This window comes from Aggregatilinea sp. (genome assembly GCF_036822615.1).
Taxonomy (GTDB): domain Bacteria; phylum Chloroflexota; class Anaerolineae; order Aggregatilineales; family Aggregatilineaceae; genus Aggregatilinea.
Genome location: NZ_DAISHJ010000116.1, coordinates 1 through 16,300 on the forward strand (window position 1 = coordinate 1; position 16,300 = coordinate 16,300).

Annotated in this window: 17 protein-coding genes; 4 read left to right on the plus strand and 13 right to left on the minus strand. The window is 63.6% G+C overall.

Annotated elements, in window-relative coordinates:
* Positions 1-111: 111 nt before the first annotated feature.
* From V7116_RS21335 to V7116_RS21350, 4 genes are all read right to left on the minus strand, one after another.
* Positions 112-552 (minus strand): GNAT family N-acetyltransferase, encoded by a 441-nt coding sequence (locus V7116_RS21335; protein WP_324394003.1) that lies wholly within the window; start codon positions 550-552, stop codon positions 112-114.
* A gap of 89 nt (positions 553-641) precedes the next feature.
* Positions 642-1,691, minus strand: a complete 1,050-nt coding sequence (locus V7116_RS21340) for an RIO1 family regulatory kinase/ATPase domain-containing protein (protein ID WP_324394004.1) — start codon at positions 1,689-1,691, stop codon at positions 642-644.
* Between the two features lie 492 nt (positions 1,692-2,183).
* On the minus strand, positions 2,184-2,855 hold the full coding sequence (locus V7116_RS21345; RefSeq protein ID WP_324394005.1) for a hypothetical protein: 672 nt from the start codon (positions 2,853-2,855) through the stop codon (positions 2,184-2,186).
* A 277-nt stretch (positions 2,856-3,132) separates the two neighbouring features.
* Positions 3,133-3,735 carry a TlpA disulfide reductase family protein gene (locus V7116_RS21350; protein ID WP_324394006.1) on the minus strand — a complete coding sequence of 201 codons (603 nt, stop codon included), beginning with the start codon at positions 3,733-3,735 and terminating at the stop codon, positions 3,133-3,135.
* Between the two features lie 274 nt (positions 3,736-4,009).
* Between V7116_RS21350 and V7116_RS21355 the strand changes: the two genes are divergently transcribed.
* Positions 4,010-4,258 (plus strand): hypothetical protein, encoded by a 249-nt coding sequence (locus tag V7116_RS21355; protein ID WP_324394007.1) that lies wholly within the window; start codon positions 4,010-4,012, stop codon positions 4,256-4,258.
* A gap of 251 nt (positions 4,259-4,509) precedes the next feature.
* Here V7116_RS21355 and V7116_RS21360 read toward each other — a convergent pair whose 3' ends face one another.
* Together V7116_RS21360 and V7116_RS21365 are read right to left on the minus strand one after the other, a co-directional pair.
* A complete protein-coding gene (locus V7116_RS21360) occupies positions 4,510-5,304 on the minus strand; it encodes a sulfite exporter TauE/SafE family protein (protein WP_324394008.1) in 795 nt (264 codons plus the stop codon).
* Positions 5,305-5,706: 402 nt separating this feature from the next.
* Positions 5,707-6,648, minus strand: a complete 942-nt coding sequence (locus V7116_RS21365; protein ID WP_324394009.1) for a toll/interleukin-1 receptor domain-containing protein — start codon at positions 6,646-6,648, stop codon at positions 5,707-5,709.
* Between the two features lie 192 nt (positions 6,649-6,840).
* Here V7116_RS21365 and V7116_RS21370 point away from each other — a divergent pair, with 192 nt between their 5' ends.
* The 3 genes from V7116_RS21370 (at position 6,841) to V7116_RS21380 (ending at position 9,325) form a co-directional block, all read left to right on the plus strand.
* Complete coding sequence (locus V7116_RS21370; RefSeq protein ID WP_324394010.1) at positions 6,841-7,818, plus strand: CAP domain-containing protein; 978 nt, start codon at positions 6,841-6,843, stop codon at positions 7,816-7,818.
* Between the two features lie 77 nt (positions 7,819-7,895).
* On the plus strand, positions 7,896-8,930 hold the full coding sequence (locus V7116_RS21375) for a D-2-hydroxyacid dehydrogenase (protein WP_324394011.1): 1,035 nt from the start codon (positions 7,896-7,898) through the stop codon (positions 8,928-8,930).
* A gap of 101 nt (positions 8,931-9,031) precedes the next feature.
* Complete coding sequence (locus tag V7116_RS21380; protein ID WP_324394012.1) at positions 9,032-9,325, plus strand: hypothetical protein; 294 nt, start codon at positions 9,032-9,034, stop codon at positions 9,323-9,325.
* A gap of 118 nt (positions 9,326-9,443) precedes the next feature.
* Here V7116_RS21380 and V7116_RS21385 read toward each other — a convergent pair whose 3' ends face one another.
* From V7116_RS21385 to V7116_RS21415, 7 genes are all read right to left on the minus strand, one after another.
* Positions 9,444-9,659 (minus strand): cold-shock protein, encoded by a 216-nt coding sequence (locus V7116_RS21385; RefSeq protein WP_324394013.1) that lies wholly within the window; start codon positions 9,657-9,659, stop codon positions 9,444-9,446.
* Between the two features lie 198 nt (positions 9,660-9,857).
* A complete protein-coding gene (locus V7116_RS21390; RefSeq protein WP_324394014.1) occupies positions 9,858-11,720 on the minus strand; it encodes an ABC1 kinase family protein in 1,863 nt (620 codons plus the stop codon).
* The gene (locus V7116_RS21395; RefSeq protein ID WP_324394015.1) at positions 11,650-12,840 is read right to left on the minus strand and encodes an ArsA family ATPase; all 1,191 of its coding nucleotides are present in this window, start codon (positions 12,838-12,840) and stop codon (positions 11,650-11,652) included. The genes V7116_RS21390 and V7116_RS21395 overlap by 71 nt, the downstream gene beginning before the upstream one ends.
* Before the next feature lie 475 nt (positions 12,841-13,315).
* On the minus strand, positions 13,316-14,320 hold the full coding sequence (locus V7116_RS21400) for a sodium:calcium antiporter (RefSeq protein ID WP_324394016.1): 1,005 nt from the start codon (positions 14,318-14,320) through the stop codon (positions 13,316-13,318).
* Positions 14,317-14,691, minus strand: a complete 375-nt coding sequence (locus V7116_RS21405) for a hypothetical protein (RefSeq protein ID WP_324394017.1) — start codon at positions 14,689-14,691, stop codon at positions 14,317-14,319. Before V7116_RS21405 ends, V7116_RS21400 begins: the two co-directional genes overlap by 4 nt.
* A gap of 183 nt (positions 14,692-14,874) precedes the next feature.
* A complete protein-coding gene (locus V7116_RS21410) occupies positions 14,875-15,534 on the minus strand; it encodes an O-methyltransferase (protein ID WP_324394018.1) in 660 nt (219 codons plus the stop codon).
* Positions 15,535-15,558: 24 nt separating this feature from the next.
* A complete protein-coding gene (locus V7116_RS21415) occupies positions 15,559-15,966 on the minus strand; it encodes a hypothetical protein (RefSeq protein ID WP_324394019.1) in 408 nt (135 codons plus the stop codon).
* Between the last annotated feature and the right edge of the window lie 334 nt (positions 15,967-16,300).

Sequence of the window (16,300 nt, forward strand, 5' to 3'; positions counted from 1 at the left end):
ACCTCACCCCCGGCCCCTCTCCAATCTGGGTTGGAGAGGGGAGACAAGCAAAATCACGCGCGATCCGTAGGGGCGGGGCTTGCTCCACCCGGCTTTCCTGCCTCCCCGTATTTATCCCGATCCCTCCCGCTCCGGCACGACCAGGAACATACCGGTCATGGCGTCATAGCGGGCAAAGCCGAAGCGCTCGTAAAACGGCGGCGTGTCCCCGTCCGCGAACAGGCCCACGAACGCTTTCTCCGGCGCGTTGGCCGCGATCCAGTCCATCAGCGCGGTCAGGATCGCACGCCCGACGCCCTGCCCCTGGCAGTCGGGGCGCACGGCTACGTCCTGCACATAGAAGAAGATCGCGCCGTCCCCAACGAGGCGTCCCATGCCGATGGCCGTGCCGTCCCGCTCCGCGACGACCGCGTAAAGCGAGTTCGGCACGGCGACCCTGGCCGCTTCGAAGTTCATCACGTCGCCCCAGCCCACCGACTCGCACAGCGCGCGGTATTCGTCGTCCGTCGGGATCCGCGCCACGATCTCGAACGGCGCTGGCTGTTCCTGCATGATCACCTCCTCGTGATGACTGCAAAATCGCACTGCAGGGGCGCATCGCGTGATACGCCCCTACGGGTGTTTAGACGTCGCGGCGACTCTCACGATGCCGCGCGCTCGTCCTCGTCGCTGTCCTCGTCCAGATCGTCGGGCAGCACGTCGAGCCAGTCGGCGGGCGACATGTTCACATACTCCGCCCACAGCCGGTCCGTGATCTGCGCGGGGTCGCTCGGCGCGCCCTGGCGCTGGAAGTACTCGCACACGCGCGTCACGTCGCGGCGCAGGATCTGGTACGACTGCGGGTTGCTGTGGCTGTTGATCACCTGCGGGAAGTCGATCAGCACGATCTGACCTTCCCAGTACAGGATGTTGTAGGCCGACAGGTCGCCGTGGATCAGGCCGCGGCTGAGCATCAGCTCGACGTTGCGCAGCGTCTCGGCCAGCAGCGGCACGGCTTCGTCGCGGTCCAGCCGGACCTCGCTGAGCGTCGGCGCGGGCATCTCGGCGTCGCCGTAGTAGCCCATCAGCACACCGTGCTCCCCGACCGCGACCGGCTTGGGCACGGCGGCGCCCATCGCGTGCAGCGCTTGCAGCGTCTTGAACTCGTACATCAGCCACGAGGTCTGCGCGACCTCGATGCCAAACGCGGACTTTTTGCCGATGGCGCGCATCACGCGGTGATCGTTGTTCTTCACCGCACGACCTTCTGAGGTGAGGATCTGGCGGCCTTCGCGGTACGCGGCGTCGTTGCGCAGGCTGCGGAACTTACGCGGGCGGTAGACCTTCGCCGCCAGCAGCGGCAGCCCGACCGAGGGATGAGCCTCGCAGCAGTACACGGTGGCTTCCTTGCCGCCGCGCACCAGCGCGAGCACATCCGCGATCAGCGCCTGTTCGTAAAACGGACGCAGCGTATCCACCAGCCAGCCCGCCTCGTAGCGCGAGGGCTGGTAGGTGATGTTGAACTCGTTTTCCAGGTCCAGGATCTCGGCCAGATCGTTGAGCGACTCCTGCGGGAGAGCGGGTTTCGGCGCACGGCTGGACTTGTGCTTGCCCTGCCGCCGCGACTGGCGGCTGTTGGAATTGGGATCGAACTGGTCCTCGTACTCGTCGTAACGGTCGAAGTCGTTCGTGTCGTTGGTGTTGTAATTCAAGGTTGTGTCTCCGGCAGCGCCCAACCGGCCAGGCGGTCAGGCGGAAAAATGCGATCGTGGTCGCCGCCGCGCACACCGAATCGAGGCGCAAAGCGACAGGGCGGAACCGGGAGGGATCGCGGATCGAGCCGGGGACCAGCATGCAGCACGCACGGATCGAGCAGACGGCGTATCCCTCAAGAGCACCAGAGGTAGCCCAGGGTTGCCCGACGTGCGCCGGTTATGCTGTTGCGGAATGGAAATTCAGCAGGAGATCAGCAGACGGAGCGAAGCGCGGGCAGACCACAGCCTACACGGGCCAGGTTAGTTATTCCCTTTTCCATACAGCCTCTGCCTCGCTTTCTCCAATAATGAGTGAAAGTCGAACGAAGTCAGGGGCGGCGAAAAACGCCGGAACCCTGTGAGCACTATAGCATAGGTTTGCGGCGCGCATCAAGCCCCGCGCGGCCAAAACGCGATCAAAAAGCCGTAAACGGTCGTAAAAGCCACCGCTCAGGGCGCAAACTCGTACTGCCCGAACCCATGCCACGGCTGGCTGCCCGGCTCCGCGAGATCGAAGGGCTTCAGCGACGCGCTGCGGTTGGTGACCTCGACCGTGACGACCGCATCGGTGGGCAGAGTCATCCACTGCGCCCCGGCGGCGGACGGGATCACGAACACGCGCAGGCTGTGATCGTTGTAGCGCAGCACGAGCTTGTCCGAAATAACACTCACGCGTGACGGCGGTCCCAGCGCGGCGATCACGTCGCCCAGGCGCAGCAAGGGCTGCTGCAAGTGCCAATCGACCGTGAAGTGATAGGCAAAGTCGGACCAGTAAACCAGCACGGGCAGCGGTGTCGCACCGTCGGGGGCGTACGTGGCGCGGATGGTAGTGTAGCCGCCGGGATATCCGGCCATCACCAGCCCGACGCTGTGCGCGGCGAGATCGGGATCGGCGTCCAGCGCGGCGATCACGGCGCTGGCGTCGGGGAAGTCGAAGAAGCAGATGCGCTGCCAGCAGGTATCGGATGAGGGGAGCGGGAAGGCGTGCGACGGGACGCGCGTGCCGGTAATGCGGGCGGCAGCCGCCGCCAGAACGCACGCGACCAGCAGCAGGGCCGCGATCTGAGCCAGGAAGCGGCGTCCGCGCGGGAGGGAGGACGATGAGGCAAGCGAGAGGGGCACGGGCACGCTCCTGCGCTGTCGATGTCGGCGGATGGGGCGCGGCAGGCTGCGATCGACGCTGCCGTTCGGTTGGTTTTTTATAGCTCTATTGTACGGGAATAATGCGGGAAACGATCAGTGGAGCGCGGGGCGCTGCCCCGCCCCCGCGCCCTTTTTCGGAAAAAGGGCGGCAAAAACACAGTGTGTTTCCGGTCGCAGTACTGCGACCGGAAACGGGTCCAGGGAGTGGCACTCCCTGGCAGGGGTGCGGGGATGGCATCCCCGCAAAAGGATCTATTTATCCGGCCAGCAGCGGCGTGATATCACGCTCCAGGGTGGCGCGGCTCAATGCGCCGGGTTCCCACGCCTTGACCACCGATCCGTCCGGGCCGATCAGGAACGAGCTGGGCAGGCTTTCGCGGCGGTACTGCGCGAACACGGCGCTGTTCACGTCGAGCGCGACGGGGAAGCTGAAGCCGTTCGCGTCGATGAACCCCTGAACCGTCGCGCGGTCTTCGCCCACGTTGACAGCCAGCACGGTAAAGCCGCTGTCAACGTTCGCCTGCTGGTACGCGTCGAGATCGGGCATTTCGGCGCGGCAGGGCGGGCACCACGTCGCCCAGAAGTTGACCAGGACGTAGCTGCCGCGATAGTCGGCCAGGGCAACATTGCCATCGAGGCCGGGCAGCTTAAAATCGGTGCTCAGCGTGACCGCGGCGGGCTGTGCGCCCGCGAGCGTCGGCACAGGCCGCGACGAAGCCGTGGCGGGCGCGTCCTTACGCGTGAGCGTCATCACCAGCAGCCCGCCGACGATCACCAGCGCGGAGCCGACCAGGATCATCCAGGGGCTGATCTCGCGGCGATGCCGGCGCGAAGCACGTGACGTTCGTTTGGAGGCCATAGCGTTCTATCCTAAATAAGCGTGCACTTTGCCGGGTGAGGCGCGCCGCAGCCGCCGCCCCGACCCACGGCGAAACGGATCCTGTCATGCATCGCTGCGTCCAGTTGTGTGTTTAGATGGGCAAACACCGGGTTTGGTTGTATGCCGATGGAAACAATTTTATCATCCGGGCCGCACCGCCCGCCTGAAAAGTGTCTGTATAAGGTCATGTAACAAGTTATAATCCTACCATACGCACGCTGGTGCGGTAGGTAGCACAACGAAGGATAGACGCATGCCGGTTCCGTATTGTCATATTTGTGAAGAAAATGAGGCCGAAAAACGCCAGTACGGTGATGCCTCGCTTGCCCAGGGCGACTACTGCCCGGTTTGCCACCGCCCCACCTGCCGCTTTCACATGGGCCGGGTCCGCTGGCGATGGAAGCATAATGGACAGCTCGCGGATGCCCTGATCTGCCGCGACTGTAAGAATTCGTACCGTCACCGCGAATGGGACGCGCACAACCGCGATTGGATCAGTTAAAATCTCATGAGTCCCTATTTTGGAAGGCTGCTTTAAAATGATGAAAGCGCCGGGAACGCCGATTCCCAGCGCTTTCAAACATAAGGAGGAGAAGAAGAGAATTCGCCCTTCGCTTCTCCCTTAGTGTATGCAGCCGACCCCTGTGCGGCCTAATGCGCGCGCTACGCCACTCCTACGCGCACCCTACGGCCCGCCTTCGGCCTCCCTACGCCGCTCTGTTTTTCGATCCGACTCAGAACGCCGTAAGGCCGTCAAAATTGAAAGATAAAACGCATGCTGATGACGATCAGGAAAATGCCGTAATAGCGCTTGACCAGCGCTGATGGCAGCCCCAACGCGACCCGCGCGCCGCTGAATGCGCCCATCACCAGTCCGACCGCGACCAGCAGCGACGTCATGATGTCGATCTTGCCCGCTTCGTAAAACGTGATCACCGCGCCGATGCTCACCGGCGGCAGCAGCGCCACCAGTGACGTCGCCACCGCGCGCTTGTGATCGTAGTGCAGCAGGCCGATCAGCGCGGGCACGATCACCAGTCCGCCGCCGATCCCGAACAGGCCCGACGCCACGCCCGCCACGAGTCCAACGCCCAGCACCACGTACCACGCGTCAGACATGGACGTCTCGCTCTCGACGGCATCCGGCGCGGGAGTCACGACGCCTCGCCGGGCCGCCAGCCACTTACGCGGCTCCACGAAACGCCAGCCCGTGTAAATGAGAAACGCCCCGTAAATGCGCTGAAGTGTCTCGCCCGGCAGGCTGAGCGCGATCTCCGCCCCGCCGACGCTGCCCATCACCAGTCCCAGCGCGATCAAGCCCGCCGGGATAAAGCGAATGTACCCCGCGCGGTAGTACGCCAGCACCGCAAAAATGCTCACCGGCCCGATCATCACCGCCAGTGATGTGCCAATCGCCTGCTGCAGCTCGAACCCGATAATCACCGTCAGCGCGGGGACCATGACCGCGCCCCCACCAATCCCAAACATGCCCGACAGCAGCCCGGCAGCGATTCCAATAAGCAGCAAAGCCCATGCGTGATCTGGCATTCCCATCTCCTCGATCGGGGTTCGTTCCAATTCCGTTGGTGACGCGCAGCAAGGCTGCGATGCGGCAGGGGGCATTGTACCCAACCGGACGCGGTAGACAAAGGCGAAAAACAGTTGGTAGTGGTTAGTTGAAGTGGTTCGTTACGACAAAAGCAAAAGCGGGCGGAGCAGTGGCAGCAATTAAGCATTCCAGCGGCGCGACGGGCAGCTCTGCCTTTCGTAGGGGCGGGGCAAGCCCCGCCCGTGGTCAGCAAAGCCGGGTAGGGCAAGCCCTACCCCTACGCAGATCCGGCTTGACGACTCGCCCCACCTATCCGTTTATCGCGGAGATCGGATACAAATCAGTCCGTTAACTTGCTATACATGGAGCGAGTTTCTAACCCGCCCCGGTTTTTACGCGCTCTAAAAGACGGTGACGCCGAAGACTGCGTTGACGAACAGGAGCACCACGCTCAGGAGCAGCAGCAGGATCGTGGCGACGACCACCCACGACAGCGCCTGCGCGCGCTCGGCCTGGGCGTTCGCAATATCCATAGCGTCGAGTCCCGGGTCGTCCGTCGCCAGGAAGCGGTACAGGGCGGCGGCTTCGCGGTCGAGCACGTGGTAATGCGCGGGGAACCAGTAGTAAACCTGGGTGCGCGTCATGTGGTAGCGCACCATCACCAGCCCTTCAAGCTGCTCGACGATCAGCGTCTGGTCGGCGCGGCGCGGATCGAACAGGTTATAGCCGCGCACGCGGCGGGCCTGCACGATGCGCGGCCCGGCATCGGCTAAATCGAATTTCGCAATTTCAAAGAAGCGCGCGGTCCGCGCCTCAAGCTCTCCAGGCGGCAGGATCATCGGCAGCGTGTAATTGACGCGCAGCCGGTCCTCGCGCCAGCACCGTTCGGACGGCAGCGTATTGGGCAGCAGATCGGCATTGCTCACGGGCGGCGGATATTCGACGGTCAGCGGGCGGGTCGGCGCGCCGGTCGATTGCAGCGTCTGCACGAGATCCTCGACGGCCAGCAGGAACCGGCCCCGGAAATCGACGCGCGGGAGCGGCTGGAGCACCTCGGGAATGTCGCACGTCTCGTGAATGACGACGATCACATGCTTTTGCATGCCCAGCGCCCGGCCCCAATCGCGCAGGGTATCGGGCAGCGCGGTCGAATGGGGCGACAGGATGGTCAGCACGTGGCTGGCCGCTTCCAGCGCCGCCGCCTCGTCGCGCGGCACGCCTCCCAACTGGGCCGTGTCGAGGATGCGCCACACGACCAATCCGCGCTGTTGAAGCTGGATGCCCAACTGCCGCGCGAAGAGTCGATCTTCGGGGGCAAATGACAGATAAATGTGAGCAGGCATCTAACCGGCGATCCTTGCCATAACGAAACCCAAGCTTACGCTCGAATTGTAGCGTGAAACCGCCGCTTAGGGAACATATTTCGCGCGGGGCGTGTGGGAAACGCCGCCTGCTGACCGGAGGGTGACGGGGCAAAAGGTTGCTGTTACACTAGGGGCGGAGGATGAAAGTTTGGGGTTGGTTCAGCACGGATGATGTCTCTGAAACGAACAATAGCCCTCATTACGCTGGCCGGACTGCTGGGCGGCCTGTGGCCTGTTGTGACGGCACACGCCCAGGACGAAAGCTGGCTGATCGGCCAGGTCAATGCGCTGCGCGCGGACCTGGGGCTGAGCGGTCTGTCATCTAACGGCCTGCTGAGCGCCGCCGCCGCGGGTCACAGCCAGTACATGGCGACGACGTGCGACATCGCGCACACCGAGTCGAACGGATCGACGCCGAGCAGCCGCGCCGCCGCCGCCGGATATCCGGGCAGCCGCGTGAACGAGAACATTTACGGCGGCGCGATGGCCGAAGCGAGCAACGCCTGGACGTTTTGGGTCAATTCGGGCGTGCATTATCAGGCGATGGTCGATACACGCATCAATGAGATCGGCGTAGGCGTCGCCAGCGGCCCGTGCGGGCACTTCTTCACGATGCTGGTCGGCTATAACGACGGCGTCTCCGCCCCGCCCGCACCCGAACAAGCCGCCGCCCCTGCGGAAAACGCGGCCCAACCCGCCGACGACGCCGAGGTTGACAGCAGCGCGCCCGCGACGGCGATCATCATCGCGCCGACGCAGCAGCCTTACGTGCCCCCGCCACCCAGCCGCACCCCGACCGCGACCATCCTGACGCTGACACCCTCCGCGACGTGGACGATCACGCCCACGCGCACCCCCTCACCCACGGGCACGGTACAGCCGCCCACATCGACGCCAATCGTGCTGCCGACCGTCCCGCTTCCCGGCGAGAAAACGACAGCGGTCGCGCTGGCGGCCTCGCCCACGACGGAATCAAGTCCCTCACCGACCGCGACGCCCTCCCCCACGGAGCTTCCGCCGCCGGTCGTGAAGCATGCCGCTGCTGGATCGGCATTCGAGCCGCGCGACCTGCTGCCCGTGGCGCTGGCCGGACAGGTCATGCTAATCGGCGTGGTGGGATTTGTATATTTCCGCCGTCAACAGCGATAGACGGTTCGCCCGCACATGGGTTATAGTGGTGAATGTGATACCGCCCCTGGCAAGCGCAGGCAGTAGGATGGAGAGCAATGGCGACTTCGCCTGATTTAATCCCGGTGTTGGTGACGGTCAAATTTACCCCAGAGATGCTGGCTGCGTTCGGGGAAATATCCAGCCGGTTGGACATCATGGTCCATCCGGTCAATCAGATCGAGGACGTGCCAGAAGACGTCTGGGCGCGGGCGGAAATCCTCTACACCAGCCACCTCGTGCCCGAACCGGCGATGGCCCCGGCCCTGCGCTGGATTCAGGTGCACTCGGCGGGTGTCGATCACATCATCGACCAGCCGATCGTGCAGCAGGAGAACATCCACGTCACGTCCGCCAGCGGCATCCACGTGACCAGCATGGCCGAATACACCTTCGCCATGATGCTCTACTTCAGCCGCAAAATCCCGACCCTGCTGGCGCATCAAGCGACCGCGCACTGGCCGACCGGCGACGAATACGATACGTTCGGCGCGATCGAACTGCGCGGCAGCACGGTGGGCATCGTGGGCTATGGCAGCGTCGGGCGCGAGATCGCGCGGCTGGCGAACGCCTTTGGTATGAAAGTGCTAGCGAGCAAGCGCGACGTGCTGCATCCCGCCGACACCAACAGTTATACGCTGCCCGGCACAGGCGATCCGCAGGGCGAGTTCTTCGAACGGCTGTACCCGCCGGAAGCCGTCACGACGATGGTGCGCGACTGCGATTTCGTGGTGGTTACCGTGCCGCTGACCGACGCGACGCGCAACATGGTTGACGCGGACGTGATCGGCGCGATGAAAAAGACGGCGTACCTGATCAACGTGGGGCGCGGCGGCGTGGTAGATGAAGACGCGCTGCTGGACGCGCTGCGCAGCAAGGCGATCGCAGGGGCCGCGCTGGACGTATTCGAGACGGAGCCGCTGCCCGCCGATGACCCGCTGTGGAAGCTGCCCAACCTGATCATCAGCCCGCACCTGTCGGGCGTGTCGAACACGTACGCCGAGCGCGCGGGCGACCTGTTCATCGAGAACCTGCGCCGCTACGTCGCACACAAGGACCTGCTCAACGAGGTCAATCTGGGCCACGGCTATTAGCCGCGCGACCAATTCGCCTGCGGGACGCAACCTGACCGCCCAGCTGATCGTATAGAGTATAGGATTAAGACTCTGTTGAGAGCTTAGAGAGGATAACGGTCATGTCAGAAGAACTGAACACCTCATCGCCCGCTGAAGAAAAGGCTCCGATCAAGCGCTTCCTCAAGCACCAGCAGTCCGCGATCGAAGAAACCGGCAAGGCGGTCGCGTCGCTGCTACCGCGTGAATTCCGCGAGCACACGAACCGCGCCGTCGAAGAAGGCGTCGCCGGGTGGAAGGCGCTGTTCAAGGGCGTGCGCGTGGAAGTCGAGCGCAGCGCGGATCGCGTGGCGAACTTTGGCCGCGCCGAAGGGCCGATCGAAGGTCAAAGCAAGGTGAAGGTTGACGTCGAATAGGCCACCCGCCGCCGCGCCAGATCACCGGCCCGGCAGCGTTCACCCTATGCCGTGAAATCAAAACGCCCTGGTTTTCCAGGGCGTTAGTTTTTCACGCTCTAAAAAATGAACTGCCGCACTACGCGCCGAGGCGCACAACCTCGCTCGCTTGCGGCCCCTTAGGACCTTCGGTGATCGAGAATTCGACCCGTTCTCCCTCTTCGAGGTTGCGATACCCCGCGCCAACAATGGCACTGTAGTGAACGAAGACGTCAGGGCCGTTTTCAGGCTGAATGAAGCCGTAACCCTTCTGCGAGTTGAACCACTTTACCACGCCGGTAAGACGTTCTGCCATTTTGGAGGATACTCCTTCTTCATACAGACAGTTGCAATACAGTGGCTCTCGTCTTTGCAGGTTTGAGCAAAAAAAATACCCAGTGCGTTGTGAATGCTACACCGGGTGATTCCCTGCCGGTACTGCAAACAACTTGCTCCACTATTAAAGATTTTAGTCGCTCGTGTAGAGAGTGTCAACCACTTTGGGGGGCAAAATTCAAACCCGATTGGTGGAATGGCTCCCCCCAGCAAAAACGAGTCTTAGGAATGCTAATCCGGTGAACAGCAAACTCACAATCGAAAGCCAAAGGTTGCCGGACGTATACAGCAGCGTCGTGCAAATCAGCAGCGCGGCAAACACCACGGCATACAGGACGCGCTGGAGCAGGCCCGCGATGCGGTCGAGATCGTGCTGAAGCTCGGGGCTGGGCACGGTGCGCATCGCCAGATCGCCCTGGTCCATGCGGCGCAGCACGCCGTCGGCGCGGGCGGGCATCTGGATCGCGCGGGTCAGCCCCACCATGTCGAGCGCTTGCCCCGACAGCAGCGCCTTGAGCAAGCTGCGCGGCCCGGTCGGCAGGCCGAGACCGTCGGCCAGCTCGCCATTTTCGTGCAGCATACGTTTGGCGAACGGCTGAACCTCCTGCCACGGGTTGAATTCCGGGTCGAGTGCGGTGCAGATGCCGATCAGCAGGCCGATGGCGCGCGAGAGGTACAGAAAGTCCTGCGGGACCTGGAACGGCAGCGCGAACAGCAGGTCATTGAATTCACGCGTGATGTACTGCATCTCCGACAGCGGCATATCGCCCAACTGCGACAGGTTCATGCCCCACACGCGGTCGAAGACGCCCTGCGTGGCCTCCTCGATGCGGCTGGTGTCTGCGTCGGGCAGCAGGATGCCTAACTGCTGGTAGGAGCGCACCAAACGTTTCGCGTCGCGCTGGATGAGCGCGATCAGCGTTTCGCGCAGTCCGGCGACGATATGCGGCGTGACGTGCCCCACCAGCCCGAAGTCCACAAAGATAAGGTAAAACGGCTCGCCCTGGAGCGCCTGCCCATCCGCGTGACGCCCGGTCGGCGCATCGACGGGGGTGGGGAACGGGTAGACGAACAGGTTGCCGGGGTGCGGATCGCCGTGGAAGACTTTTTCGGTGAACACCATTTCCAGATAAGTGCTCACCAGCCGCCGGGCGACGTCCTGGCGGCTGATGCCTGCCGCCTCGAACCGGGCGGCGTCGGTGACTTTGATCGAGGTCACGTCTTCGAGCGCCAAGACGCGGCGCGTGGACAGCTCGCGGTATACCGCGGGCACGTAAACACCCATGTTGCCCTTGAACAGCACGCCGAACGCCTCGGCGTTGTCCGCCTCGTGCGTGTAATCCAACTCCTGCCACAGCCCTTCGCTGAACTCACCGAGCAAAACCGGCAAGTTCGCGCGGCGCGAGACGAAGCGGAAGCGCATCAGGCCGCGCGCCACGGCATCCAGTGCGCGCAGGTCGGTGTTGACCAGCGTCTGAATGCCGGGGCGCTGCACCTTGACCACCACGCGCTGCCCGTCCAGCAGGCGGGCGCGGTGGGCCTGCCCCAGCGACGCCGCCGCGACGGGGGTTTCCTCGAACGAAGCGAAGTACCGGTCGAGCGGGCCGAGATCGGCCTCGATCACTTTACGGATGGCCCGGAACGGCACGGTGGGCACTTCGTCTTGCAGGCTCGCCAGTTCTTCGGTGATCTCCGGCGGCAGAATATCCGCACGGACCGAAATGAACTGGCCGAGCTTGATCATGACGCCACCCATATTGACGGCGAGCGCGCGGAATTCACGCGCCCAGCGCCGCCAACGGGCGGGGCGGTTCCCGGCGGCGGCATTGCCGACCAGCCGCCGCACAAGGATCTCCCAGAACACGACGCGCACGAACAGCCAGCCCGCGTACCAGAGCGTACGCTGGTAACGCCGCCAGTTGATCGGGATCTGCGACGGGTCAAAGGCGGCCTGCGCCGCGCCCCCGGACTCAGTGCGCAGCGGAATCTCCGTCTGGTCGGATAAAGTGGACGCGAAGCCGGGATTGTTCGAATCGGGCATTTTCGATCTCTAGGTTCCAGAGCGCATAGGGCAGCACGATATTGCGCCGGTACGGGCCGACGCGCAGCGTCAGCTCGTCCGCCGAGCGGTACAGGTCGAGATCGCTCTTTTCGACGAAAGGCAGCGCAACGATCAGATAGTACCCGCTTTTGCCGTCGGATTCGATCCAGTGCGTCTGCTCGGTGGAAAGCACCTCCGCCGGGTTGCGGTCGCCGTACAGCGCGTCCGCCAGCCGCCGCAGGCTTTCGAAACCACCCACCTCTTCGCCAAACATGGGCGCTTGCAGCATCGGAAGCTGGCCGAACGCCTCACCGATGAAGTCGATGTTCTCGCGCTGCTGCGCCTTGCGCCGCGCGAAGTACGGATCGCTCACCTCGTCGGGGATCACGCGGTTGAGCAGTACGGCGTCCACGGAATAACCGTACAGGTTCAGGTACGTATAGGTGCGCTGCGTCTCTTTGATCACCATACGCTCGGGATTGATCACCAGCCGCAGGCTGCTGTGAGCCGGATCGGCCAGCAGCTTGCGTACCTTGTCGAGCGTGTTGAACAGCCCGTCGATGCTGTCGAGCGTGTCCGTGTCGGGCAGGTTCGCGCCGATCAGCGGTTTCGACAGGGGCCGCAGCACGCGCCCTGCCCCGCGCATCAGGCCCATGATGCGCTGGAACCACCAGCGCGACGTATCGGGCAGGCTGAGCAGGCGCAGCGTTTCGGCGGTGGGCGCGGCATCCACGATCAGCACGTCGAACTGGCCTTCCTCGGCGTACTTGTTGATCCACAGCAGGTGCGCGCCTTCTTCGAGGCCGGGCAGGATCGTCACTTCCTCCGCGACGATATCCTGCACGCCGCGCGTATTAAGCACGTCCAGCGCGTAATTCTGGATGCGCCCCCAGTATTTATCCATCGAGTAGCGGGCGTCCACTTCCTGCGCCCACAGATTTTCCGTCACGGGGATCGGCTCCGGCCCGATCTTCATGTCGAGCGAGTCGGCCAGGGAGTGCGCCGTGTCGGTCGAGATCACGATCGTGCGCAGGCCGAGATCGGCGCAGCGCAGCGCCGTCGCAGCGGAAATACTGGTCTTGCCCACGCCGCCCTTGCCAGTGTGGACGATGATACGCATGGGGTGTTGGCCTTCAGCGTTACTGTGATGGTTGTTATTGTTTGATCCGCTCATAGCTCACTTTTACATCTCGCGCTTACGGCATTCAATTCGCCCGGTCTGTATAAGAGTCTACGCACCGGGCGCGCAAACGGTGCGCCGCGCGCGCAGTTCCAACGCAACTATTACACTCGGACGGGGGGAAAAGCGCAGGAACCGGCCTGCCACGTTTTTGTACGGAGCGTATCGCCATACGCCTCATGCGCACCAAGTTAGCGGATCGATGGGTGTCTGATCCCTACGATGAATGGGCAATCAGGGAGCAAGTCTCCAGGCCGGATGTGCGTAGGGGTAGAGCTTGCTCTACCCGGCTTTGCTGACGGCGGGCGATGCAAGCATCGCCCCTACGAAAGGCAGGGTCGTCTATCGCGCTGCTAAATGCTGAACGGGGCGTATCGCAATACGCCCCTACGGAGGAGGAAACCATCCGGCGCGCTCAGCCGATGAGGCCCCGGCTGTAGAGCAGCCACATGCCGAGCAGATAGACCACCACGATCAGCGCCGCGTCCAGCTCGACGATCTGGCGGCGCGTTTCGCCCCAGGCAAGGTTGCGCGCCAGATTACCGAGCAGGGCCAGATTGGTGACCACCAGCGCCAACATCCCAGCGATGCTCATGATATCGCCTACTTCGGCCAGGAATCGCCCGTCGGCATAAAACAGGTCGGTCAGGCCCAGCGTGAAGATGTTGAAAATGTTGCTGCCAAACAGGTTACCCGCCGCCAGATCGTACGCGCCCAGGCGCGCCGCCTGCACGGTCGTGACGACTTCGGGCAGCGAGGTGATGATGCCGACCAGCGCGATGCCCACGAAGCCGGTCGAGAGGCCGGTCGATTCGGCGATGCCCGCCGAACTGCTGACCAGCAGCGGCGTGATCGCCACCAGCGCCAACGCCGCCAGCCCAAACCCGATCGCGGCGCGGCGCAGCGTAGGCACACCCTCGAACTCCTCCGGCGCGGGCGGCTCGCCCGATCCGCTGTCGCGGTTGCCGCCAAACAGGATACGCGTGCCGAGCAGATACAGCGCGATCAGCACGATGCTGTCCAGCCCCATCCAGCCGACCGAAATATCGATCTGCGCCAGGATAAAAAAGACCGACAGGCCGATCAGGAGCAGCGCCAGCGCGCCGCTGAGGGCGTGCGTGATCGCCAGCCGTCGCAGAATGTGCAGGCGGCGGTACAGCAGATCGATCATCGCCAGCAGGAACATGTTGAACATGCAGCTTCCAAAGATGTTGCCCACCGTCAGGTTCGGCACGCCCTGGTTGATGGCGTTGATCGAGGTCAGCAGCTCCGGCAGCGAGGTCGCCCCGGCCATCAGCAGCGTGCCGACGAACAGGCCACCCAGCCGCGTGCGGATCGAGATGGCGTCGCCGTATCCCGCGAGCTTGGTCGCGGCGAAGACGATCAACGCCGAGCTTCCGATAAATTCGAGCCAGATCATCGCTTATCGCCGGTCCCTTCGTCGCGCAGGTGACCGGGCACGCCCTTGACCACCGAGAGATCCCACGAGGCCATCACGCCCGTGTTGGGGCCGTCCAGATCCCCGACGATCCGCTCGGCGGCGGCCAGACATGCCCGCACGGCATCTTCGTCGGGCACGATCGCCATCAGCGTGTAGTGCCCCACTTCGATATGCGCGCCGGACTGCCCCAGACCAAACGCGTAACGTGCCCCAATGGGACGGGTGCGTTTGCGGCGGTGCAGGCCCGACGTCTCGATAATCGTCACGCCGCTGACTCCGGCAGCGTACCAGGCATCCAGAACAGCGTCGAGCTGGTCGGGATTGTCGAGGACGAACATCATCATTTGCATCTCGGCATCCTTTCGCATGCAGCGCAGTAGGTGGATCTAACGCAGGGGTGCAGCAGTCGGTACGACGCGGAGTATACCGGTTTGGGCGGGAGTTGGCAGGCGGATCGGGTGTACGCCCGGCCTAAAAAACGCGCGCGCCCATAGCTGAGCGCGCGCGGCATTGCTGGCGATGGGACAGGCGGATCACTTGACGAGCGCGGCGGCGATCCCGTCCCCAACAGGAATGATCGTGCTGGTCAGGCGGTCGTCGGAGGCCAGCGACTGCAAAAACTGGCGCAGGCGCGCCGTGCCCTCTTCGGGATTGGCCGCGACGAGCTGCCCTTCGCGGAAGGCGTTGTGCGCCGTGATCAGCCCACCGGAGCGCACGTGATCCACCGCCCAGGTGAGAAAGGTGGGGTACTCCGACTTTTCCGCGTCGATGAACACCATGTCAAACGTCTCGTCGTCCAGCGCGTCGAGTGTCTCCATTGCGTCGCCCTCGCGGATCTCGACACGATCGCTTACGCCCGCCATGTTGAAGTGCTCGCGGGCCAGCGCCGCGTGGCGTTTCTCGCGTTCCAGCGTGATCAGGGTGCCATCCGGCGGCAGCGCGCGCGCCAGCCAGATGCCGCTGTATCCGGCCAGCGTGCCGATCTCAAGGATCCGCCGCGCGCCGATCAACCGGGCCAGAAAGCCGAGCATCTGGCCTTCTTCGGGGCGGATCTGGATTTCCGGGAGGCCCTTGCCGCGCGTGTTCAGGCGCACCGCGCTCAACACATCATCCTCTGGCGCAAACCACTGGCGGATGAAAGCAGTGAGATCGTGTTGGACCGCCGGGTCAAAGGTCAGGATGCGCTCAAACATTGGGGTTCCCCTTAAATACTCGTCTTAAAATTCCCAGCGTGCCGTGCCACCGGGCAGCAGCACCACACCGACGAAGACCACGACCAGCACCACCAGCACGACGAGCATGTCGTTGCGGTAGCGCAGCGGATCGGGCGATTTGCGCCAGCGTACCGGGAGGTGGGCGATAAAGGCGGCGACAAACATCACGACCATGTGCTCGAAGCGCGCACGCGGCCAGTAGTCGTTATCGATCCCGCTCCAGATGAAGTAGATCAGACCCAGGAGGATCTGGATGTCGATGAAGGTGCTGAACAGCGCCACCAGCCCGCGCGCCGACCGGTCGTAGGGCTGCCGCCCAAAGTAACCAATCGCCAGACGCACGAAGGTCATCACAGCAACGATCACGATCAGCCATCGCACCCCGGAATGAATGTGAAACAGCGTCTCCACCAGCAGTCCTCCCTCCACTCGGATCACGGGTCAGGGTCGCGGAAGCGTCCGCCGGCCCTCTACCGTGTGCTGTGAGTGCAGCCACCGGGCCAAACCGTACGCTTCCGTGACACGAAGATTGTACAGGTTCCCGTGCGGCGCGCCCATCAAATCCGGCGTGGCTGCGGGGAAGCAAGATCGGGGAAAAGCAAAAACCGGGCGATGCCAACATCGCCCGGCGGATCATGGGAAGAATGAGCGCGCGAGAAACCCGTTCTCTCGCCCGAAACGCACGGGATACTCGCTAGGCGCTGGTGCCGTTCGAGGCGCTGTTGGAGCTGCCGCGTCCGGGGCC